At 71.2% G+C, this 22,628-nt stretch carries 17 protein-coding genes, 1 tRNA gene and 1 pseudogene; 7 read left to right on the top strand and 12 right to left on the bottom strand.

The window, feature by feature from the left end; translation table 11 throughout:
- Window positions 1-133: 133 nt before the first annotated feature.
- From pknB to OOZ19_RS13475, 7 genes and pseudogenes are all read right to left on the bottom strand, one after another.
- Window positions 134-2,113 carry a Stk1 family PASTA domain-containing Ser/Thr kinase gene (gene pknB / locus OOZ19_RS13505; protein ID WP_266090440.1) on the bottom strand — a complete coding sequence of 660 codons (1,980 nt, stop codon included), beginning with the start codon at window positions 2,111-2,113 and terminating at the stop codon, window positions 134-136.
- Between the two features lie 488 nt (window positions 2,114-2,601).
- A pseudogene (locus OOZ19_RS13500) lies at window positions 2,602-3,810 on the bottom strand (serine/threonine-protein kinase); the annotation flags it as partial.
- 3 nt (window positions 3,811-3,813) lie between these two features.
- Entirely contained in the window at window positions 3,814-5,265 is a 1,452-nt protein-coding gene (locus tag OOZ19_RS13495) for a peptidoglycan D,D-transpeptidase FtsI family protein (RefSeq protein ID WP_266090439.1), read from the bottom strand.
- Window positions 5,262-6,668 carry an FtsW/RodA/SpoVE family cell cycle protein gene (locus OOZ19_RS13490; protein WP_266090438.1) on the bottom strand — a complete coding sequence of 469 codons (1,407 nt, stop codon included), beginning with the start codon at window positions 6,666-6,668 and terminating at the stop codon, window positions 5,262-5,264. The genes OOZ19_RS13495 and OOZ19_RS13490 overlap by 4 nt, the downstream gene beginning before the upstream one ends.
- Entirely contained in the window at window positions 6,668-8,101 is a 1,434-nt protein-coding gene (locus OOZ19_RS13485) for a PP2C family protein-serine/threonine phosphatase (protein ID WP_266090437.1), read from the bottom strand. Before OOZ19_RS13485 ends, OOZ19_RS13490 begins: the two co-directional genes overlap by 1 nt.
- A complete protein-coding gene (locus tag OOZ19_RS13480; RefSeq protein WP_184483956.1) occupies window positions 8,098-8,562 on the bottom strand; it encodes an FHA domain-containing protein FhaB/FipA in 465 nt (154 codons plus the stop codon). The genes OOZ19_RS13485 and OOZ19_RS13480 overlap by 4 nt, the downstream gene beginning before the upstream one ends.
- Before the next feature lie 39 nt (window positions 8,563-8,601).
- Window positions 8,602-9,909, bottom strand: a complete 1,308-nt coding sequence (locus OOZ19_RS13475; protein WP_323055139.1) for an FHA domain-containing protein — start codon at window positions 9,907-9,909, stop codon at window positions 8,602-8,604.
- A 220-nt stretch (window positions 9,910-10,129) separates the two neighbouring features.
- Here OOZ19_RS13475 and OOZ19_RS13470 point away from each other — a divergent pair.
- A tRNA-Leu gene (locus OOZ19_RS13470) sits at window positions 10,130-10,212 on the top strand.
- Between the two features lie 323 nt (window positions 10,213-10,535).
- Here OOZ19_RS13470 and OOZ19_RS13465 read toward each other — a convergent pair.
- Window positions 10,536-10,769 (bottom strand): hypothetical protein, encoded by a 234-nt coding sequence (locus OOZ19_RS13465; RefSeq protein ID WP_184483954.1) that lies wholly within the window; start codon window positions 10,767-10,769, stop codon window positions 10,536-10,538.
- Between the two features lie 159 nt (window positions 10,770-10,928).
- Between OOZ19_RS13465 and pcaD the strand changes: the two genes are divergently transcribed.
- From pcaD to OOZ19_RS13445, 4 genes are all read left to right on the top strand, one after another.
- Window positions 10,929-11,717, top strand: coding sequence for a 3-oxoadipate enol-lactonase (gene pcaD, locus OOZ19_RS13460; protein WP_266090435.1), 789 nt, complete (start codon window positions 10,929-10,931; stop codon window positions 11,715-11,717).
- A gap of 152 nt (window positions 11,718-11,869) precedes the next feature.
- Window positions 11,870-12,652, top strand: a complete 783-nt coding sequence (locus OOZ19_RS13455) for an IclR family transcriptional regulator (protein ID WP_266090434.1) — start codon at window positions 11,870-11,872, stop codon at window positions 12,650-12,652.
- Between the two features lie 354 nt (window positions 12,653-13,006).
- The gene (locus OOZ19_RS13450; RefSeq protein ID WP_266090433.1) at window positions 13,007-13,537 is read left to right on the top strand and encodes a hypothetical protein; all 531 of its coding nucleotides are present in this window, start codon (window positions 13,007-13,009) and stop codon (window positions 13,535-13,537) included.
- Window positions 13,538-13,645: 108 nt separating this feature from the next.
- Window positions 13,646-14,302, top strand: a complete 657-nt coding sequence (locus OOZ19_RS13445) for an SDR family oxidoreductase (RefSeq protein ID WP_266090432.1) — start codon at window positions 13,646-13,648, stop codon at window positions 14,300-14,302.
- Window positions 14,303-14,309: 7 nt separating this feature from the next.
- Here the strand turns inward: OOZ19_RS13445 and OOZ19_RS13440 are convergent, their stop codons facing one another.
- A complete protein-coding gene (locus OOZ19_RS13440; RefSeq protein ID WP_266090431.1) occupies window positions 14,310-15,620 on the bottom strand; it encodes a D-arabinono-1,4-lactone oxidase in 1,311 nt (436 codons plus the stop codon).
- Between the two features lie 195 nt (window positions 15,621-15,815).
- Here OOZ19_RS13440 and OOZ19_RS13435 point away from each other — a divergent pair, with 195 nt between their 5' ends.
- Window positions 15,816-17,033, top strand: a complete 1,218-nt coding sequence (locus tag OOZ19_RS13435; RefSeq protein WP_266090430.1) for an amino acid deaminase/aldolase — start codon at window positions 15,816-15,818, stop codon at window positions 17,031-17,033.
- On the opposite strand, the gene OOZ19_RS13430 is transcribed toward OOZ19_RS13435, so the two are convergent.
- Window positions 17,003-17,578, bottom strand: coding sequence for a TetR/AcrR family transcriptional regulator (locus OOZ19_RS13430; RefSeq protein ID WP_323055138.1), 576 nt, complete (start codon window positions 17,576-17,578; stop codon window positions 17,003-17,005). The two genes, OOZ19_RS13435 and OOZ19_RS13430, sit on opposite strands and share 31 nt — an antisense overlap.
- Before the next feature lie 804 nt (window positions 17,579-18,382).
- Between OOZ19_RS13430 and OOZ19_RS13425 the strand changes: the two genes are divergently transcribed.
- Window positions 18,383-21,544 (top strand): L-tyrosine/L-tryptophan isonitrile synthase family protein, encoded by a 3,162-nt coding sequence (locus OOZ19_RS13425; RefSeq protein WP_266090428.1) that lies wholly within the window; start codon window positions 18,383-18,385, stop codon window positions 21,542-21,544.
- Window positions 21,545-21,916: 372 nt separating this feature from the next.
- Here the strand turns inward: OOZ19_RS13425 and OOZ19_RS13420 are convergent, their stop codons facing one another.
- Together OOZ19_RS13420 and OOZ19_RS13415 are read right to left on the bottom strand one after the other, a co-directional pair.
- The gene (locus tag OOZ19_RS13420; protein ID WP_184483943.1) at window positions 21,917-22,255 is read right to left on the bottom strand and encodes a hypothetical protein; all 339 of its coding nucleotides are present in this window, start codon (window positions 22,253-22,255) and stop codon (window positions 21,917-21,919) included.
- 13 nt (window positions 22,256-22,268) lie between these two features.
- Window positions 22,269-22,553 carry a hypothetical protein gene (locus tag OOZ19_RS13415; RefSeq protein WP_266090427.1) on the bottom strand — a complete coding sequence of 95 codons (285 nt, stop codon included), beginning with the start codon at window positions 22,551-22,553 and terminating at the stop codon, window positions 22,269-22,271.
- Between the last annotated feature and the right edge of the window lie 75 nt (window positions 22,554-22,628).

Raw genomic sequence — 22,628 nt, 5'->3', positions numbered from 1 at the left:
CTACTCGGAGCCGATCGGCCTCCGGACGCGACAATGCCCGGAGGGCTCGCGGTGGCGGGCTCGTTCCCCGCGGAGCGAGGGCGAACCGCGCCGGATCCGCGAAGCGCCTCCGGGTACTCCGACGATGCGGACGTCAGCCGAACGGCGGGAACAGGCCGTCCGACGTGGGCGGGTTGCTCGTGCTCGGATTCGAGTCGTACTTGCCGATCTGCAAGGTCACCGTCTGGTTCTTGCCGATCTTCTGGCCCTCCGCGGGAGAGCTGCCGATGACCTTGTCGTCCTTGCTGAGGTCGTCGGTCTCGGTCTCCTGCTCCTGGATCGAGCCGTTCCAGCCCATCTGCTTGAGCGCCTTCTCGGCCTCGTCCTTCGACTTGCCGGTCAGCGACGGCATGGTGAGCTGCGCGCCGTTCGAGACGACCAGGGTGATCTCGGAGCCCTTCCGGACGCTCTCGCCCGCCGACGGGGACTGCTCCAGGACGGTGTTCGCTTCCTGGTCCGAGTCGCGCTCCTCGCGCTTGACCTTGAACCCGGCCGCTTCCAGATTGCTCTTGGCCTGGTCGTAGGACAGGCTGCGCACGTCCGGGACCTGGGACTTCGCGATCTCCTTGCCGACGGTCACGTTGATCGTGGTGCCGCGGGCGGCGCCGTCGCCCTTGCTGTCCCAGTCGACGATCTTGCCGACCAGGTTGCTGTCCTCGACCTCGGTCTCCTGGTCGTCCAAGCCGAGCACCAGCCCGAGGTCGCGCAGCATCGTGGAGGCTTCGCTCTTGTCCTTGCCGTACAGGTCCGGCACGGGGACGAACGCGGGGCCGCCGCCTTCGCAGACGATGAGCCGCTGGTTCTCCTTGACCACGTAGGTGCCGGGGGCCGGCGTCACCTTGACGACCGTGCCGATCTTCTCGGCGGACGACTCGCACTGGGTGATGTCGAACGGCCAGTTCATCGAGTTGAGCGTGGATCTGGCCGCGCTCGTCGTCTGGCCCTCCAGTGGCGGGACGGCCGTCTTCTTCGGCTGCTCCGGACCGGCGAACAGGCTGGTCGCGAGCCACGCCACCAGGATGAACACGCCGACGCAGGCCAGGGTGACCAACGCGATCAGCCAGCTCCGGCGGCGCTTGCCGTCGTCGTCATCGCCGATCGCCACGGCGGAGGTGGTGCCGGTGTGGCGGTCCGGCGAGCGGTGCCTGCCCGGCGTGAACACCTCGGTCGCCGCGGGCGGCGCCATCATCGCGGTGCGGTCCTCCTCCGACATGATCATCGGAGCCTTGGGGCGCTGCCCCGACAGCACGCGCACCAGGTCGGCGCGCATCTCCGCGGCCGACTGGTAGCGGTTCGCCGGGTTCTTGCTCAGCGCCTTGAGGACCACCGCGTCCAGCGAGGCCGGCACGGTCGAGTTCACGTCGGACGGCTTGCGCGGGTCTTCCCGCACGTGCTGGTAGGCGACCGCGACCGGCGAGTCACCGGTGAACGGCGGCTCCGAGGTCAGCAGCTCGAACAGCACGCAGCCCGCCGCGTACACGTCGGATCGGGCGTCCACGGACTCACCGCGGGCCTGCTCCGGCGAGAGGTACTGGGCGGTGCCGATCACCGCGGCGGTCTGGGTGACCGCGGCCTGGCCGTCGGCGAGCGCCCGCGCGATGCCGAAGTCCATCACCTTCACCGCACCGGAGCGAGTGATCATGATGTTGGCGGGCTTCACGTCGCGGTGCACGATGCCGTGCCGGTGGCTGAAGTCCAGCGCCGCCGAGGCGTCCGCCATGACCTCCATCGCGCGGCGCGGCGGCAGCGGACCTTCGGACTTGACGATGTCGCGCAGCGTCCGGCCGTCCACGTACTCCATGACGATGTACGGGAGCTGGTCGTCTTCCGTGTCCGTCTCGCCGGTGTCGTAGACGGCGACGATCGCCGGGTGGTTCAGCGCGGCGGCGTTCTGCGCCTCGCGGCGGAACCGCAGCTGGAACGTCGGATCACGGGCGAGGTCGGCACGCAGTACCTTGACCGCCACGTCGCGCCCCAGCCGGATGTCCCGGCCGCGGTGCACCTCCGACATACCGCCATAACCGAGCGTGTCCCCGATTTCGTAGCGGTTGTTGAGAAGTCGCGGTGAGCTCATCGATGCGTCGTCCCGATCCTCGTCAATGATCGTCCCATCATGCCGACCCGCAGTGTGCTGCCGATCGCCGCCGTGCGGTGGCGACGACCTGCGTGGTGTGTTCCTGGTTCCGGTGCACCGGAACCGCCGGTCCCGGATCCTGCCGCCACGACACGCGTCTCGGCACCGATCCACGCGCTACCGGGACCAGAGCCCCGGCAGTGCGTGGGCCGATGCCGTCGCGACCGTCGGAACGCCGCGCCGTCGTGGCGCGCGCAATCCTGACCGAATTGCCGTAGCGCAGTCTGTCGGATCTGTTCCGAAGAATCCAGAAGCGTCAGCTTCCCGGCGCACCGCCACAGGTCCACGCGAGTGACTCCCATAGTCGCAGAACCGGTTGCGGCGTCTGCCGGTACTCCCGTCGGCGCATCGCCCGGGCGCCGTCCGCCGAGCAGCGGGAGCCGCCGCCACCCCGGGAAGCCGAGACCGAGCAGCGCCAACCCCGCGGCACCCGGCCCGGGCGCGGGCGACAAGGCCCACGCGCCGACCCCGAGCAGCACGAGCAGCACCAGGCCCACCAGCGCGAGCACGACCCACAGCCAGACCCGGGGCCGCCCCGCCGGCGCGGCCGGGTACGGCGCGGGAACCGGGATGCCCGAGGTGGGCGGTCCCGACTGGTGCGGGTGCTGCTGCGGCATCCGGCCTTGCGGCGGGATCACTCCCGGCGGGTAGGTGTTGCCCATCGGCCCCGCCTGCGGAGGCTGCTGCGGCGGCGGGGACGGCGGCCCGACATGCAACGGGGGCACGCCGCCCGCGGGTGCCCCCACATTCCTCGGTGCCGGTTGCTGATGTACCACCATCGTCGCCGGTGTCGGCAGCGGTAACCCCGCGCGGACCGCGGCGACCGCCTTCGCGAACTCGCCGCCGGTCCCGTAGCGCCTGCGCGGGTCCTTCACGAGCGTCGCCTCGACCAGTGCGCGAGCGCCCGGCGGCACGTCCGGCGGAAGGGGCGGGGCCACTTCGCGGATGTGCATCATCGCGACGGTAACCGCGTTGTCGGACAGGAACGGACGATGCCCCTTGAGACATTCGTAACCGACCACGGCCAGTGAGTACACGTCGCTGGACGGGCTCGCTTCGCTGCCCAGCGCCTGTTCCGGCGCGATGTAGTGCGCGGTGCCCATCACCATGCCGGAGCGGGTCACGGGTGCCGCGTCCGCCGCCTTGGCGATGCCGAAGTCGGTGAGCTTCACCGTCCCGGTCGGGGTGATCAGGATGTTGCCGGGTTTGACGTCGCGGTGCACCAGGCCGCGCTCGTGCGCGGCCTGCAGCGCGTTGCCCGCCTGCTCCAACATGTCCAGGGTGTGCTCGACGGCGATCCGGCCCTCGCGGGCCAGCACCGCCGCCAGCGGCTCGCCCTCGACCAGTTCCATGACCAGGTAGGCCGTGTCCTCGGGTCCGTCCGGGATGGCCGCGGTTTCGCCGTAGTCGTGCACGGCGGCGATTCCGGGGTGGTTCAGCGAGGCGGTGGTGCGGGCCTCGGTGCGGAAGCGGTGCAGGAACTCCGCGTCACCGCACAGTTCCGGCTTGAGCACCTTCACCGCGACCGTCCGGTCCAGCCGGACGTCGACGGCCTCCCACACCTCGCCCATTCCGCCCACGGCGATGCGCCGACCCAGCCGGTACCGGTCGGCGAGCAACTGGCCGGAGGTCAGCACGGATCAGCCACCTCCCTGGAGACCCGCCCGGATGACCTCGCGGCCGATGGGGGCCGAGATGGAGCCGCCGGTGGCCTCCGCGCCCTCGTCGCCACCGTTCTCGACGATCACCGCGACCGCGATCTTCGGGTCCTCGGCGGGCGCGAACGCCACGTACCAGCCGTGCGGCTTGTCGGCTTCGTCGCCGTGCTGGGCGGTACCGGTCTTGGAGGCGATGTCGATCCCGGAGATCTTGCCGGAGCCCTTGGTGTTCTGCTCCGACTTCAACATCATCTCGCGGATCTGGTTGGCCGCGTTCGCGGAGACGGCCTGGCTCATCTCCTCCGGCTTGAGCTCGTCGATGACCTCCATGTCGGGGGCCCGCGTGCTCTTGACCAGCTGCGGCTTCATCAGCTTGCCGTCGTTGGCGATCGCGGCGGCCATCATCGCGTTCTGCATCGGGGTGACGCGGACGTCGCGCTGACCGATGCCGCTCTGGTACAGCGAGGCCTGGTCGGACATCGGGCCGAGGTCCGACTTGGCGACCGTCATCGGGATCTGCAGGTCGGTGCTGAAGCCGAACTTCGCCGCCGTCTCGCGCATCTTGTCCGCGCCGACCTTGCCCGCGATCTCGGCGAAGGCGGTGTTGCAGGAGTGCGCCAGCGCCTCGGTGAGGGTGCTGCCCTTGCAGGTCTTGCCGCCGTAGTTCGGCAGCGGCGTGTTGGTGTTCGGCAGCGTGATCGAGGCCGCGTCGGTGACCTGGCTGTTCGGCTGGTAACCGCTGTCGAGCGCGGCGGCCGTGGTGATCAGCTTGAAGGTCGAGCCGGGCGGGTAGATCTCGGAGACCGCGCGGTTGCTCATCGGCGAACCCTCGGCGTTCTCCATCTGCTGCCAGCTCTCGGCGGCGGCGTTGTTGTCGTGCGAGGCCAGCGGGTTCGGGTCGTACGAAGGCGAGTTGACCATGCTCAAGATCTCGCCGGTCTTCGGGTTCAGGGCCACCACGGACCCCTGGAAGCCCTTCGCGGTCAGCTCGTCGTAGGCGACCTTCTGCATGGCCGGGTTGATCGTCAGCTCCACGTCGCCGCCCGTCGGTGCCCGGCCGGTGATCATGTCCGAGAGCCGGTTGAAGGCGAGGCTGTCGTCGGAGCCGTTGAGGATGGTGTCCATCGCCCGCTCGACGCCGTTGGAGCCGTAGGTCGGCGAGTCGAACCCGGTGACCGGCGCGTACAGCGGCCCGTTCGGGTAGGTCCGCTGGAACTTCAGCTCGTCGCCGGTCTCCACCGAGTTCGCCAGCGACTGCCCGCCCGCGATGATCTGACCGCGCTGCTTGGCGTACTCGGCGCGCTGCGTGCGGCCGTTGCCGGGACCGTTGCGCAGGTCATCCGCCTGGATGACCTGCACGTAGGTCACGTTGGCCATCAGCAACAGCACCATGGCCATCATGGCCAGGGCGACTCGTCGTAGCGGCTTGTTCATCGGGGACGTTCCACCAATTCGGTGTGTGCTTCGGCGATCGGGGCCTGCTGCGGTTTCGGCTTCGCCGGCGTCTGCGGCCTGCGGGCCGCGTCGGAGATGCGCAGCAGCATCGCGATCAGGATGTAGTTGGCCAGCAGCGACGAACCGCCGTAGGCGAGGAACGGCGCGGTCAGACCCGTCAGCGGGATCAGGCCGGTGACACCGCCCGCGACCACGAACAGCTGCAGCGCGATGGTGAACGACAGCCCGCCGCCGAACAGCTTGCCGAAGGAGTCCCGCACCGCGAGCGCGCTGCGCAGGCCGCGCATCATCAGCAGCAGGTACATCATGAAGATCGCGATCAGGCCGATCAGCCCGAGCTCTTCACCCATCGAAGTGATGATGAAGTCGCTGTTGGAGAACGGCACCGTCTCGGGGCTGCCGTTGCCCAGGCCGGATCCGCCGATCCCGCCGCTGCCCAGCCCGTACAGTGCCTGCTTGAGCTGGTAGCCGTCCTCGTGGTGCAGCGGGTCCAGCCACACGTTCACCCGCGACTGCACGCGGGTGACGGTCTGGAACGCCAGGAAGGCGCCCAGCGCGAACAGGGACAGCCCGAGCACCACCCAGATCGCGCGCTCGGTGGCGATGTAGAGCATCACCAGCACGATGCCGAAGAACAGCAGCGACGTGCCCAGGTCCTTCTCCAGCACGCCGATGCCGATCGCGGCGACCCAGGCCACCAGCATCGGCATCAGGTCCCGCGGTCGCGGCAGCTCCACGTTGAGGAACTTGCGGCCCGCGGTGGTGAACAGCTCGCGCTTGGACACCAGGAACGAGGCGAAGAAGATCATCAGGAGGATCTTGGCGAACTCGCTGGGCTGCACCTGCCCCAACGGCCCGAACTTGATCCACAGCTTCGCGCCGTTGACCTCGGAGATCGCGCTCGGGAGCAGACCGGGCAGCGCGAGCAGCACCAGCCCGACGAACCCGCAGGTGAAGCTGTACTTCGCCAGCGTCCGGTGGTCCTTGATGAACGCCAGGACCAGCGTGAACAGCACCAGGCTCAGCGCCAGCCACGCGATCTGCCGCACGGCGTACTCGGTGTCCTTGGCGATGTCGATCCGGTGGATCATCACCAGCCCGAGCCCGTTGAGCAGCGCCACCAGGGGCAGGATCAACGGGTCCGCGTACGGAGCCCACTTGCGCACCGCGAAGTGCGCCGCGCCGAACAGCGCCAAGTAGGCCGCGCCGTAGTAGAACAGCTGGCGCGTGATCGTGTTCTCCTGGCTGATCTCCACCAGCATGATCGCGAAGGTCACGATCACGGCGGAGATCACCAGCAGCACCAGTTCGGTTCCCCGGCGGGTGTTCACCTGCGGGACGGCGCTCGAACCGGTGCCTTCGGAGGTACCCGGCAGCGACATCAGCTCACCGTCCGGCAAGTGACACCGGGTGTCTGTTCCGCCGACGCCAGCGGAGTGTCGGTCGGCGACGGCGGAGCGCCCGGCGCGGGCGGTTCACCCGGCACCGAGGTCTGCCCCGGCGGCAGCGACTCCGGCGGCGTGTTCGCCGGCGGGTTCTGCTCGTGCGGGGGAGTGTTCGCCGGCGGAGTCGGCTCCGGCTCTTCGCACTGCGGCAGCAGCGCGGTCATCCGCAGCCGCCGCATCGCGTCGCGCGCGGAGTCCAGCCCGTCGACGTCGGTGATGCCGCTGCGCACGTCGGTCCGCCGGGCTTCCTGCAGATCGTTGATGCCGATCGGCTGGCAGTCCGGTGCGGATCCCTGCGGGCAGGAGTCCTCGACCTGCCAGCGCAGCGACACACCGACGACGCTGCCCTGGAGGCCTTGGAAGATCACGACGTCATCGGCGTCGTTGACCCCGATGTAGTACTGCTGGAGCAGCCACCAGCGGCCCACCAAGCCCGCTCCCACGAGCACGATGAGCACACCGGCTAGGACGAAGAGTGCACGCAGCCAGCCTCGCCGGTGCGTGCCCCGGTCAGGAGGGGGGGCTGTGTCGTACCGCTGCTGCTGAGGCTTCGGCATGGTGGCCGCGCTCGCGCGGGCCGCCGAAGAGTCGGGCTGCGGGTCCTCCTCTCCGTTTCCCGCGGCGCCCCCGACGATCGGGGCGTCCTCGCCGAATTCGACGTCCACGACGTCCGCGATGATCACGGTGACGTTGTCCGGCCCACCGCCGCGCAACGCCATCTCGATCATGCGGTCGGCGCAGGCCTGCGGATCGGGGATCCGCAGCGCGTCGGCCATCGTCTCCTCGCTGACCGGGCCCGTCAGGCCGTCGGAGCAGAGCAGGTAGCGGTCGCCCGCCCGCGCCTCGCGAACCGCGAGGCTGGGCTCGACCTCATGGCCGGTCAACGCCTTCAGCAGCAGGGAGCGCTGCGGATGGTTGGCGGCCTCCTCCTCGGTGATCCGACCTTCGTCGATCAGCGATTGGACGAAGGTGTCGTCGTGGGTTATCTGGGAAAGCTCGCCGTCGCGCACCATGTAGGCACGTGAGTCACCGATGTGCACCAGCCCCAGCTTGCTGCCCGCGAACAAGACCGCGGTCAGCGTCGTGCCCATACCGTCGAGGTCTGGGTCCTGGGATACGAGCTCGGAGATCGCGCCGTTTCCGGACAGCACTGCTTGCCGCAGGTGCCCGAGCAGGTCGTCGCCGGGTTCGTCGTCGTCGAGCGGCGCTAGGGCCGCGATGACGACCTTGCTGGCGACCTCACCGGCGGCATGGCCTCCCATGCCGTCCGCGAGGGCGAGAAGTCGTGGGCCGGCGTAGACCGAGTCCTGGTTGTTCGAGCGCACCAGGCCGCGGTCGCTGCGGGCAGCGTAGTGAAGGACGAGGGTCATGAGCGCAGCTCGATCACCGTCTTGCCGATTTTGATCGGAACGCCGAGCGGGACCTTGGTGGCTCCCGTGACCTTCGCCCGATCGAGGTATGTGCCGTTAGTGGAGCCTAGATCCTCCACGTACCAGTCGGTGCCGCGGAGCGACAACCGTGCGTGCCGGGTCGACGCGAAGTCGTCGTCCAGCACCAACGTGGAGTCGTCGGCTCGGCCGATCATGATCGGCCGACCTTCGAGCGAGATGCGGGTGCCCGCGAGCGGACCGTGCGTCACGACCATCTGGCGTGGCGCCTTGCTCTTGCCGCGGGCCTGCTTGCTCGACGTCTTGCCCGCCCCCGGCATCGACACCCGCATGCCGGAGGCGGAATACAGATCGGAACGAACCACGCGAAGCGCGGCCAGCACGAACAACCAGAGCAGGGCGAGAAACCCTGCTCTGGTCAGCTGAATCACCAGCTCTGGCACTTGTTGTGAACGCTCCTACTCCGTCTTGTGAGCCGGGGCTCAGCCCTGGCTGCGGAACACCAACGACGAATGGCCGACACGGATCACGTCGCCATCCGCCAGCTGCCAAGTCTGCACCGGAGTGCCGTTGACCGTGGTGCCGTTCGTCGAACCGAGATCCGCCAGCATCGCCGACATGCCGTCCCAGGTGATCTCGATGTGCTTGCGGGACACACCGGTGTCGGGAAGCCGGAACTGGCCTTCCTGACCGCGACCGATCACGTTCGAACCGTGCTGCAGCGTGTACGACCGGTTGGACCCGTCGTCGAGCTGGAGCATCGCCGTCTGCTGGCGCGCGTCCGGATATCCGCCCGGAGCGCTCGGCGGGTAGGCCCCACCGGGCTGACCGAAGCCCTGATCGAATCCCGGCTGCGGCGGCTGAGCATAGCCCTGGTCGAAACCGGGCTGCTGCTGGCCATAGCCCTGGCCCTGGTCGTAACCGGGCTGCTGGCCGTAACCGGGGTCGTAGCCCTGCGGCTGGCCGTAGCCCTGGTCGTAGCCGGGCTGCTGCGGGAAGCCGCCGGGCGTGCTCGGCGGGTAGCCCCCACCGGGCTGCTGCGGCTGGCCGTAACCCGGCTGCGGCGGCTGCTGGCCGTAGCCCTGGTCGTAACCCGGCTGCGGCGGCTGGCCGTAACCCTGGTCGTAGCCCGGCTGCTGGCCGTAGCCCGGCTGCTGCTGGCCGTAGCCCTGGTCGTAACCGGGCTGCGGCGGCTGCTGGCCGTAGCCCGGCTGCTGCTGGCCGTAGCCCTGGTCGTAACCGGGCTGCTGGCCGTAGCCGTAGTTGGGGTCCTGCCCGTACTGGCCTTGGCCGTAGCCCTGGTCGTAGCCGTACTGCCCTTGCTGCTGGCCGTACGGATCTCCCTGGGGATAGTGGCCCGGTGGCTGGCTCATGGGTCGGTCTCCTGCGGTACGAGGTGTTGCCGTCCGTCGGTTGATGTCGGGGTCGACGGACGACTTGATACGAAACTGTCCCGTGTGCAGCGTCTCAGAGCGCTCCAGGGAGACTACGACGTCACCATATGTGTCCCACCCCTGCTCGGTGAGGTGCTCCTGAACGCAGTCGGTGAGGAGGTCGGTCACCCGAGCCTCATCACCTGTGAGCCGTTCGTGATCGGACGGGCTCAGGAGCACAACGTAGTGGTTGCACGCCAGTAGCCGGCCCCCCGCGAGCTCGCGCAGCTGGACTTCAGCCTCACGCTGCAAGTCCTGCGCGACCTCTTGCGGAACCACCTTCCCGCCGAACACACGCGCGAAGCCATTGCCGACCATGCCTTCGAGCTTGCGCTCGAAGCGCTGCACGAGGCCCACGACGATCCCCTCCACGCGTACGACTCCGGCGCCCATCGTATCTGGGTCGACGGGGCGGGACACCGACCAGTTCCCAACTCGTGCCACCCCCGCCGCGGGACGCCTGTCGGCGGGTGCTAATCTTTCTCAGCCAGCACGACGGGGCGCGGAACACCAGCCAGGTGAAACGGACCCCGGTGCAGATGGTCCAAGCAGGGCAGGATAAGCTTTGATCAGCCACGGGCGAGTGGCGGAATGGCAGACGCGCACGGTTCAGGTCCGTGTGTCCGTAAGGACGTGAGGGTTCAACTCCCTCCTCGCCCACTCCCGAAGGGCCCCACCGGAATCCGGTGGGGCCCTTCGTCATGTTCGGGAGAATCCCTGCTCGCCCGCTCGCTCGGGCGGCGGAATGCCGGTTCGGGGCGAATGTCCGATCTCCGCGGTGGGGCTCGTCATGGTTCGCGGAGAGCGAAGTTGGTGCGGCCGGGCGTGGCGCGCTGCGGCCCGGGATCCCACCGATCGCCGAGCTGGTCCGATCGGCGGCATCGGCTGGGACGAAAGCCCGCGCCCGGATCTCGTGCACCGCAGGTCGGTGCCCGAACCGGAGTGGTGTGGCGTTGCTGACAGAACGCCGTCCGCGCGGCGCCTCACGCGTTCCAGGTGACTTCGCAGGGCTGGTGGGGGCGGACCGAGTCGGTGCAGTCGTGGCAGCGGTCGGTGATCGCGTCGATGGCCGCGCCGCGACCGGCGAACGGCACCTTGATCCAGCGGTGGCAGACGGTCGGCAGCAGCTGCCCGCCGGGAAACGTGCCGGGCGCGAACTCCACTGCGTGCCGAACCTTCGCGCCTGGCCCTACCAGCCAGTACACCGTTTCCCGCATCGTGCCTCCCCTGCGCTCGCGGTGCGGGCCACGCTAATCGGGACGTTGAAGGATCAACAGGTATCGGTGGAGTGAACCGGCCGGTCTCGGATAGTGATCGTCGGCGTGGATCCGCCCGGGGCGGGGAACCCGAGCCGTGCGACGGCGGAAGGGGCGCACGTGACCACGTGGGAGGAACTGGGCCTGAACTGGCTGGCGGACGGCCGCCGGGACGCGCCGGTGCTCGTGCTGTCGAACGCGCTCGGCGGCACGGCCGCGATGTGGGATCCGCAGCTGGCGGCGCTCACCGAGCACTACCGGGTCGTGCGCTACGACCAGCGCGGTCACGGCGGATCGCCGGTGCTGCCGGGGCCGTACCTGCTGGAGGACCTGGCGGGCGACGTGCTGGCGCTGCTGGACCACCTGGAGGTGCCGTCGGCCTCGTTCGCGGGCGCCTCGCTGGGAGGTGTGATCGGGTTGTGGCTCGGCGCGCACGCCGCGGAGCGGATCGACGCGCTGACCGTGTGCGGCACCTCGGCCTGGCTGGACCGGCGGGACGCGGAGCTCGACCGGGCGCGGGCGGCCCGCGAGCACGGCACGAACGAACTGGTGGCGCCGACCATCGAGCGGTGGTTCACGCCGTACTTCCGGGAGCGCCACGCGGAGGAGGCCGCGAGCTACGCGGCGATGATCGCGGGCGCCGACGACGAGGCCTACGCCCGGTGCTGCGAGGTCCTCGCGCGCGCGGACCTGCGCGCGGAGCTGTCGTCGATCAGCGCGCCGACGCTGGTGATCTCCGGCGCGGAGGACCCGGCCACCCCGCCGGAGCACGGCGCCGCCATCGCCGACGGCATCGGCGGCAACGCCCGGTTGGAGGTCGTCGACCACGCCGCGCACCTCGCCAACGTGGAACGCGCGGCGGAGGTGAACTCGCTGCTGCTCGCCGACCGTTCGGCGTGGTCCCGGTAGCGGGTGGGGGCACGCCGGCGTCGGCTCGGCGCGGATCGAAGACCGGTGTTCGCCGGTGCTCGGGCCTTGGCGGGGGAGCGGGACTGTGCTGGGCTGGGCTCGGACGGTGCGGTGCCGGGCAGGCCGCAGGGGCAGCCGGCCGGGAGGTCGTGATGGCGGGCAACAGCCGGGATTCCGGGCGATCGGTGACCGGGCGGGCGTTGAGCGTGCTCACCGCGTTCGACGTCGACCACACGAGGCTCACGCTGACCGCGATCGCGCGCCGCGCCGCGATTCCGCTGGCGACCGCGCACCGCCTCGTGGGCGAGCTGGAGGCGTGGGGAGCGCTGCACCGCGACGACGACGGGCGCTACGCGATCGGCCTGCGGCTGTGGGAGATCGGGCTGCTCGCCCCGGTGCACACGGCGCTGCGGGAGGCGGCGCTGCCGTTCATGCAGGAGCTGTGCGAGAACACGCGGGAGAACGTGCATCTTGCGGTGCGGGATCACTGGGAGGCCGTGTACGTGGAGAAGCTGGCGGTCCCTCGATCGGTCTCGATCGTTTCCCGAACGGGTGGCCGGTTGCCGCTGCATCCGACCGGAGTCGGCCGGGTGCTGCTCGCGCACGCTCCGGCGCAGGTCGTGCAGGAGTACTGCGAGCGGGGGCTGTCCCGGCACACGCCCTACACGATCACCGAACCTGGGAGGCTGGCGCGTGAATTGCAGGCGGTGCGCAGCCGGGGGTTCGCGCGAACGTCCGAAGAGATGACACTAGGTAACTGTTCCGTGGCGGTTCCGGTGCGGGACGGCGCCGGAACGGTCGTCGCGGCGCTCGGGCTGGTCGCCCGCAGCGTCCGGGCGGAGCATTCCAAGCTGGTCAAGCCGTTGCTACCGGCGGCGGAGGCGATTCGCAGGCGGTTGGCCGAGCACGATCTCGCGCGATCCGACGCAGGGTGAGCCGCGCTCGCGAACCCCGGAACCATCCCCTTCTGAGCGTCACCTGATTGGCCGCACCGCCGGGCTGAAGTCGTCCAACCGCTCACCGACCGGTCACCGACCGCTCGCCGCCGCCGGTCGCAGGACCACCGCGTCAGCGCAGAGGAATCGCTCCCGACCTGTTTTAGTCGGACTGCCTGGGAAGAACGAATGCCGGGCAGTGAGCGCTTTTTGTTGCAGCCAGTGCATCGAGGGAGGCGGGGAGCCGTGACCGGAATGCCGGGACGTGCCACGGTCGACAACGAGGTCCGGATCAGCTCTACCCACGCACGATCTCCGCTCGATTTACCCGCCTCCATCGGTAGGCTCACCGCGTTGTCGGCGGATGCCCTCGCCTGGTCGGGAACCGTGCTGCCGCCGGTGAAGATGCTCGGCAGGCACGTGGTTCCGGTGGCGGAGCTCGTCCCGGACGCGCACGCCGAGCGGCTGTGCTTCGGCAGCGAGCCGGTGCTGGACCGCGCGGAGATCTCCACCTGGGTGTGGCCCGAGATGGACGGGCGGGTGCCGCCGCCGAGCGCGCACCTCGTCGGCATGCTCGCTCCCGCGCGGCACTGGCGGACCGCGCTGACCGCGGCGGTGCCGTTCGCCCGGTTCACCAGCACCGCGATCATCGTGCCGAAGAGCGTCACGCTCGCGAAGGACTTCATGTCCACCTGCCTGATCCGGGCACGGCAGTTCGGCGTCGCGGTGCTCAGCGCGGAGGCGGACGACGTCCAGGTGGAGCTCGAAGGCCGTTCCTTCGCGGACGCGCCGCCGATCGAGCACACCGCGGTGTCCCGCTGGGTGAACGAGGTCGTCTACCAGCAGTTGCTCGCGGCGGAAGCGCCTGCCCCGTCGCGGAGCTGACCCCGACCGCCCCGTCGCGGAGCTGACCCCGATCAGCCGTGGCGGGAGCACGACTCGGTGGCCGCCTGGTGGGAGCGTTCAGGCGGCCACCGGGCCTAGGGTGGGCTCATGCGAGTCGTGGTAGCCGGAGGACATGGGAAGATCGCGCGCCATCTCGGGCGGTTGCTCGCCGAGCGCGGGGACACCGCGGTCGGGTTGATCCGCGATCCCGAGCACGCCGACGACCTGCGCGCGGACGGCGCGGAACCGGTGGTGCTGGACCTGGAATCCACCGACGCCGCCGGGGTGGCCGAGCGGTTGTCCGGCGCTGACGCCGTGGTGTTCGCCGCGGGCGCCGGCCCCGGGAGCGGTGTGGCGCGCAAGGACACCGTGGACCGCGCGGGTTCGGTGCTGCTGGCGGACGCCGCGCAGCAGGCGGGGGTGCGGCGCTTCCTGCAGGTGAGCGCGATCGGCCTGGACGAGCCGAACCCGCCGGACGTGGGCGAGGTGTTCGGCGCGTACCTCGACGCCAAGCGGGCCGCCGAAGTGGACCTGCGCGGCCGGGACCTGGACTGGACGATCCTGCGCCCAGGCGCCCTCACCGACGACCGGCCGACGGGCCGGATCGAGCTGGCCGAGCAGACCCGCCGGGACGAGATCACCCGCGCCGACGTCGCCGCGGTGCTGGTGGCGCTGCTCGACGAGCCGAAGTCCGCCGGCCGCACCTTCACCCTGATCAACGGCCCGACGCCGGTCGTCGAGGCGGTCCGCGCGGCGGTCGCCTGACGGTCGCTCACACGGGTCCGAGGACCCGGTCCAGGTACGGGTTGGCGAACAGGCCGCCGGGGTCGAGTTCCGCCCGCAGGGCGCGGAAGTCGTCGAAGCGCGGGTAGCGCTCGCGCAGGTCGTCGGCGGTGAGCCGGTGCATCTTGCCCCAGTGCGGCCTGCCGCCGACGGAGTCCACTATGGACGAGAAGGCGTCGAACCAGGCGCGGTGCGGCATCCCGGTGAACTGGTGCACCGCGATGTACGCGGACGGGCGCCGGTGCGCGGTGGACAGCCAGATGTCGTCGGCGGCGGCGACCCGGACCTCCACCGGGAACATCACCGGATCGGCCAGCCGCCCGGCCGCCGCCCGGAGTTCGGCGAGCACGGCGGGCAGCTCGGCGCGCGGCACCGCGTACTCGGATTCCGCGAACCGGACCCGCCGCCGGGTGACGAACACCCGGTGCCCCAGGTCGCTGTAGTGCCGGGCCGACCAGGCCGCCGCGCAGAACCGGTTGAGCGGCCGGACCAGTCCGGGCCGGGCGCGGCCGAGGCGGCACAGCGCGCCGAACGCCCGGTTCTCCATCAGCTCGTACTCGAAGAACTCCCGCAGCGGGCTCAGCGGGCTCGGCTCCTGCCCGGCGGGCAACCGGTTGTTGCGCTTGACCAAGGTCCGGGTGCTGTGCGGGAACCAGTAGAACTCGAAGTGGTCGTTTCCGTCGGCGAGCTCCTCGAACCGCGCCAGCACGTCGTCGAGCGGTTCGGGTCGTTCGTCGGCGACGAGGTGGAACGCGGGCACGCAGCGCAAGGTCACGCGGGTCAGCACGCCGAGCGCGCCGAGGCTCACGCGGGCGGCGGCGAACAGCTCCGGGTCCTGGTCCGCCGAGCAGCGCCGCGTGGTGCCGTCCGCGAGCAGCAGCTCCAGCTCGGTGACCTGGGTGGCGAGCCCGCCGAGCGCGGCGCCGGTGCCGTGGGTGCCGGTGGAGATCGCGCCGGCCACGGTCTGCCGGTCGATGTCGCCGAGGTTGGGCAGCGCGAGCCCGAGTTCGCCGAGTTCCCGGTTGAGCCGGTGCAGCGGGGTGCCCGCGCGGACCGTGACGTAGGGCGGTTCGACGCGTTCGATGCCGGACCAGTGCGCCAGGTCCAGGGCCAGCGCGCCGTCGGCTGGGGCGCCGACGCCGGTGAACGAGTGCCCGCTGCCGAGCGGTCGCACGGTGCGGCCACCGCGGGCGGCGGCGCGCAGCAGGGTGGCGGCCTCGGTCAGGTCGCGGGGGCGGGCGGTGCCTCCGGGAGTGCGGGCGACGGTCCCCGCCCAGTTCGTCCAGCCTGGTCGCGGCATGATCACAGACCTCCTGTGGCGCGGCTCGCCGAGGTGGCCGGGCCGGATGCGCCGGAATCGTCGTCCGGCGGTGGCCGGGCGGTCCGGTTCGGGGCGGTGCCGCAAGAAAGTATGTGAATGAGATTCACATAACAACCCCGCGCCGCCTACCGTGGGTGAGTGCCCCCCACTCCCGCGTCCTCCCCAGGAGACCCGTTGCCCGAGCCCCCGACGTCCGAGAGCGCTGAGCGCGACCGCCTGGACCGGGCGACCCGCGATCTCGACCCGCCGTTCGCGGTGGTCGACCTCGAAGCGTTCCGCCACAACGCCGACGACCTGAGCCACCGCGCCGCGGGCACTCCGATCCGGGTGGCCTCAAAGTCCGTGCGCTGCAGGGAACTGCTCCGCCGCACCTTGGACACGCCCGGCTTCGCGGGGCTGATGGCCTACAGCCTGCCGGAGGCGCTCTGGCTGCACCGGGAAGGCGCGTCCGACGACATCCTCGTCGCCTACCCGACGATCGACCGGCACGCCCTGCGCGAACTCGCCGCCGACCCGGCCGCTGCCGCCGCCATCACGATCCTGGTCGACTCGGTGGCGCACCTCGACCACGTCGACGCCGTCGTCGGCCCGGAACGCGAGCCGCTGCGGGTCTGCCTGGAGCTGGACGCGGCCTGGCATCCGGTACCGGGCGGGCTCGCGCACGTCGGCCCGCGCCGCTCACCCGTGCACACCCCGGCCCAAGCCCGCCGGTTCGCCGAGCGGATCGTGCGGCGCGACGGGTTCCGGCTGGTCGGGATCATGGCCTACGAAGGGCAGATCGCGGGCCTCGGCGACGCCCCGCCCGGCAAGCCGCTGCTGGCCGCGGTGCTGCGCTGGATGCAGCGCCGGTCGGCGGCCGAGCTGGCCGAACGCCGCGCGGAGGCGGTGGCGGCGGTGCGCGCGGTGGCGCCGCTGGAGTTCGTCAACGGCGGCGGCACCGGCAGCATCGAGAGCACCGGGGCCGACGGCAGCGTCACCGAGATCGCCGCGGGCTCCGGTCTCATCGGCCCCACCTTGTTCGACGCCTACCGCGCGTTCCGGCCGCGGCCCGCGGTGCTCTACGCGCTGCCGGTGGTGCGCCGTCCCGGCGGTTCGTTCGCGACGCTGTTCAGCGGCGGCTATATCGCCTCCGGTCCCACCGGGCCGAGCCGGGCACCGGGCGTGCACCTGCCGCGAGGGCTGCGGCTGACCGCGGCCGAAGGCGCCGGCGAGGTGCAGACCCCGGTGTCCGGCACGGCCGCGCGCGACCTGCGGCTCGGCGACCGGGTGTGGTTGCGCCACGCCAAGGCGGGCGAGCTCGCCGAGCGGTTCAACCACTACCACCTGGTCGAGGGCGATCAGGTGGTCGCCACGGTGCCCACCTACCGGGGCGAGGCCATGTCGTTCGGTTGATCGGGCATCCGGTTCGCCAGGTAGCCGCGCACGAGCTCCTTGGTCTCGGCGACGAGTTCGGAGTCGCCCGAGGGATCGCGCCGGAACGCCAGGTTCAGCACCGCGTCGGCGGCTTCGACGGCCACCGACAGCGGCAGCAGCAGGTGCTGCTCGTCCAGCGTGAACCGCTCGGCGAGCAGCGCGATGAGCTTCTCGGCGATCACGGCGTTGTTGTCCTGGCTCTCGTCGAGCAGCCGCAGGTCCACCACGTCGCCGAAGTGCAGCCTGCTGAACGCGGGCACGTCGCGGTGCATGGTGATGTAGACGTCGATCACCGTGTCCACGGCGTCCCACCAGTTCGCGAGGTCGCTGGTGGCGAAGCGTTCGCCGATGGCGTCGACGAAGCGGTTCAGGTTGCGCCGGGTGAGTTCCTGCACGACGGCTCGCTTGTCGGGGAAGAACTGGTAGAGCGATCCGACGGCGACGCCGGCGCGTTCGGCGATCAGGGTGGTGGTGACCCCTTCGTAGCCGAGTTCGTCGATGAGCTGGGCGCAGGATTCCAGCATCTTCTCCACGCGCTGGGTGCTGCGCTGCTGGACCGGCTTGCGGCGGAGGGGGGCGACTTCGGCGGGCAAGGCGACTCCTTGATCACTCGTGCGGGCCGTGTCGGCGGAGCGTCCGGGGCGGTGCTCCGCCGTGGACGGTCCCGAGCTTCCGAGACGGCCTCGCCGCGAGATCATCCCAGGCGGTTGCGTCCGAGATCATCTCAATCATCGAGATCATGTTCGTCGGTCGCCGGTTCGCGGACGGCGGAGGAGCCGAGCGGGAACCGGGGCTTCCGGCCCGAGTGCCGGGCGTCGTGGCGGATCGGGGTGGTGCACGACGACGGTACGGCGCACTCGGTCGATCCGCTCCAGTGTGCCGCTCGCGGCGTCGGTGCTGGCAGTGGACTCGCCGAGCCCGGTGTCCACCGAAGGGGTGCCGCTGCGCGGGGCCGTCCCGCTCGGCGGAAGGGGTGGCTTGCGCGGCCGGGTCACCCTCATAGTGTTCCAAGTCACTGCGTTCGGGTCGGAGTTACTACATGGCGTATGCATTCGGTCACGTTGCCGACGCACATAGTCACTATCTAGCGTGAGGCGAATCGATTCGAGCTGTGACGGAAAGGTGATCGTGAGCTACTGCGGCGTCGCGCCTCGTTCTCCCCGCATCCGAACTCCCCGCGACTTCGCGCCGGGACAGGCCGCCGGACGGATTCGGCTCGTGCCGATCCCCGCCGCCCGTCCCGCCATCGCCAGACCGGCCGCGCACGTCCACCCCGCTCCGCCCGGTAGCCGCGCGGGCCAGGTTCCGGCACCTCGCCCGACCGCCCGGTGACCGCGCGCACGCCGGTCACCCGACCGGCCTCGACCACCTTCGGCCAGGTACCACCGGATCCGATGTGGACGGACCGGCCCGCGGAGGACCTGTGGGCTCCGCTGTCGGTCCCGGAGGCGGACAGCTTGCTGCGCGACGGCGGCTACGACCTGCGGGTGCGGTGGCGCGCCGGAATGTTCCGCCTGGTCGGCGAAGGCGCGGGCAGCGGAGTGCCGCTGGGCGTCGAACCGACCTGGGCCGAGCTCTACCGACTGCTGGTCCGGCTCCGGCGCAGGCGCCGGCGCTACGACCCCGGATGGCTGGCGCGGCTCACCGCCACCCTCGGCGCATCCGGCCCGGCCGGGACCCGCGCCGCGGCGGGGGAGGATCCGCTGACGCGGACGGTGCTGGAGGATCCGCTGCTGCGGATGCACTGCGCCACGCTGGTGCCCGAGTCCGCGCGGCGAGCCACGGGCGGAGCGGTCGCGGGCGGAACCGGCGGGTTGCCCGCCCCGCCGCACCCGGAACATCCCGGTGGCACCGTCGCGGTGCGGCCGGAGGCGCTGCTGGCTCCGGGCCCGGACGGGGCGCCCGGCCTGCTGCGGCTGGTCATCGACAACCGCTTCGGGCACCGGGAGCACGAGCTCCGGTTCTTCGTGGAGCACTTCGTGCGACCACCGCTGCGGGCGTTCCGGCACGCGCTGGAAGTGCGGCGCACCGCGCTGTTCGCGGCACCGGACGCGCTCGCCTTCGAACTGTCCACCGAGCTGGAGGCGACCGGCCGGGTCATCACCGACACGGCCGCGCCCGCCCCCGACGAACACGCCGCCCGCGACGCCGCCCGCACCCTGCTCGCGGTGTTCGCCGACCTCGCCGACGGATTCCGCCGGATCGGCTACGCGCCGCCCCGCGGCGACTCCGTGCGCGCCGCGATCGACCGGGTGCTCGCCGAGGAGCTGCGCCACCTCGACCGGCCCACCGCCAGGCTGCTCGCCCGCACCGAGCTCCGGCCCCACGTCCACCACGTCGACGCCGACCAGCACACGATCCTGCGCCACGTGCTCGACACCGTGCAGGACCGGACGCGGCGCCGCCGCTGGAACCGCGAGCTGCCGCAACCGGCCGTGGTCATCGACCTCGACCTGTGCGGGATCATCCCGCTGCGCCGCACCGTCGAAGCGACCCGCGCGGTCGCCGGGCCCCGGCCCGGTGCGCCCAACGGCATCCCGGAGCTCGCCGACCCGGATTCGCTGCCGGTGCTGCCGACCTACGCCGACTCGACCTGGCACACGTTCCTCGAACTCAGCGGCCTGCACGAGAAGTACCCGGAGGTGGACTGGCGGGCGGTGCACACCGAGTTCTTCCGGGCCTTCGCCCGGCCCTGGAACCGGTTGCGCACCGACGAGGTCAACGCCGGGCTCGCCCGGTTCGTGTGGGACGTGCGGGACGCGGGCGGGCAGGTCGTGTTCTGCACCGGCAGGCGCGAACGGGTCCGCGACCACACCGCGGCCGTGCTCGAAGCGGCTGGAGTCCCCGACGCGCCACTGCTGTGCATGCCCGACGACCGGACGCGGCCCATCCCGGAGCTGAAAGTGGCGCGGCTGCGGGAATTCGGCGAGCTCGACGTGATCGCCGTGTTCGACGACATGCACGCCAACCGGATCGCGCTCACCAAGGAGTACCCGGCCGCGCTGGCGATCGCGGTCGAGGTGCCGGGGCTCGTCGTCGAACGACGACCGGGGCAGCCGGTGCCGGACCGGGCCCCGGCGATCGCCACCTTCGAGACCGAGCCGCGGCCCCGCACCGGCGGATCGGGGCCGGGGTTGCTCTCGCACGCGCATTCGCTGGAGGAGCTGCAGATCGGTGCGCTGCGCGCGAACCGATCGGCATGGCGCTGGGCGGTGCGGCTGAACCGGGACGAGGCGCTGGAGCTCGCGCACACCGTGCTCGCCGACGCCGATCGGGCCGCGGACCGGGTGGCCCGCGCCGCCCGCGACCGGTTCGGCCTCACCGGGCCGGTGCCGGAGTCCGAGCGCCTCGACCGGGTCGTGCACGCCCTGCACCACGTGCTCAGCCGCAAGCAGTTCCTCAAGGGGGCTCGGTCCAACTACCAGGTCGAGCACCTGCGCCGCGACGTCGAGCCGTTCCTGCGCGAGGACCGGCCGATCGACGTGGTGCTGCTCGGGTTCCCCATCAAGCAGTGCCTGAACGGGTTGAAGGCGTCCGGGCCGCTGCCGGACCTCGCCGAGTTCGGCGGCCTGGTGCGACTGCGCGAGATGCAGCGCGCGGCGACCGCCGTGCACCCGCCGGGCCTGCGGTTCCGCATCCTCACCGATGGCAGGCACTTCCGGCCCCGGCCGCTGTCGATCACCGGGACCTACAGCTCGATCCTGCGCGAGTACGCCGACCTCGCCGGGCTCGGCGAGACCGCCGTCATCGAGGAGGTGGACGAGGTCGCGGCCCGACGGCTGGCCGTGGACCTGCCCGCCGAGCGGGCCGACCGCGCCGCGCGGCACCGGCGGCTGCTCACCGAGGCGTTGCGCGGACTGGACATCGCCGACCAGCCGCTGCGCACCCTCGCCCAGGTGGATCAGCGGGCCGCGGGGGCCGATCCGGCGGTGGCGCCCTCGGTCGGGATGTTCCGCGAAATGCTGATGTCGGTGGTGTATTCGGTTCCGCTGTCGGTGCCCGCCGGGATCGAGCGGGTCGCGTGGGCGCGGGCGGTGTACGCCGACGTCTACGACCTCGACGGCACGGCGGTGCCGCCGATGCTGCGGCGATCGCGGGTGGAGGTGCTGCGCCGCGCCTGGCACACGGTGGTGCGCTACCTGGCGACGATGCGGGTGGACGAAGAACTCGGCTACGAGGAGCTGCTGTTCCCGAACCGGGTGCGGCTCACCGTGAGCGCGGCCCGCCCGGGGCGCTGCGGGTTCACCTACCTCGGCGGCTCCGGTCTGCTGCCGTGGCAGGGCACCGGCGCGCTGGACCGGCGCGGGCAGCTCGGCGCCGACTTCGCGGTCTCGTTGCAGGACAGGGGATTCGTGCCGGTGTACTCGCCGCTGGTCGGGCCGCGGCAACCGTGGTTCGTGGTCCCCGCCGAGCACACCCGCCTCGGCGCGGGCGGCGGCATGCGGCTGGATCCGGAGTTCGCCGCCACCGCTCGGCTGCGGCGGAAGTGATCGTCCGCCGGGTGCGGTGACAAGAAAGGTCCCGGTGCTCATCCGGGGAAACGAGCACCGGGACCCCTCGTCCACCCCGGCCCCCCTTCGGGGAGAAGGGGACCGGGGTCGTTGGAATCCGCGGACCGGTACCGGTCGGGGGAGGGGAGTTCTACAGCACCGGCCCGCGGAAGACTGCGTGCGGCGGCGGTCTTCCGGAGCTCGCCGGGACCCGCCGCACGTCCACTGTGGAATTGGAAGTTCGTGGTGGCCGGCGACCACTGCCGTGGTCGGGGGTGCACGGCGATGGTTCGCCGGCCACCGGGGCGGTGCTCGACCCGTCCGGTTCGGGGAGGGAGTGATGCTGACCCGGACTGGACCGAGACCGCCGGTCTACGGCACCGGCGCGGCCGGGCGCAGCTCGTGCGCCGGGCGCTGGTGCCGTGCGGGACGGGGGGCGAGGGCACCCGCGACCAAGTGCTCGTAAGCCGAGCGCCACACGGAGCACGGTGCGCTCCGCGGTCGCCATCGGGACGAGCACTCGATGCAGTTGCCCTTGTCATCGGTGTCGTGCGCGGCCAGCAGCGTTCGCCACCCCTCGGTGAGCCGGGGGAGTTCGGAACGCGCCACGGACAGCAGGGACGGGGCGTCCGCGCGGTTCGCCAGCTCGCTCAACACGTCGAGCCGCTCCCACACCGCGTTGCGCAGCACCTGACCCAATATCTCGTCCACCGCAACCTCACCGTCACTCTCTCGCCTGATCAGCGGCCCGCCGTAATGCGTTGCTCAACTCGCCGACTCCATCGGTCGACAGCACCACGGTGCGGCCGGGCGGTCCGACGAGAACCACCCTGTCCCGGTTGACCAGCACGGTGAGGTAGCGGCGGACGTGCACGACGTCGCGACACAGCACCCGCCACCATCGGCGTCGGTCGGCGGATTCCGGCTTCGGCCCGGCCTGGTCGGGCACCGCCGCTTGCGCGGTGACCTCCATGCCGGCCCGGGATCCGGACTCCTCGATGCCGCCCATGCCGATCGGGTTCCTCTCCGTGCTCGGTTGCTACCGATGACTAGATTGGAACGCGTCGACCGCGGGCGGTAGCCG

The sequence above is a fragment of the Saccharopolyspora sp. NFXS83 genome (assembly GCF_026241095.1).
In the GTDB taxonomy this organism is placed as follows: Bacteria; Actinomycetota; Actinomycetes; order Mycobacteriales; family Pseudonocardiaceae; genus Saccharopolyspora_C.
Note: the sequence above shows the minus strand (reverse complement) of the source record. Positions and strands in the feature narration are given on the sequence as shown.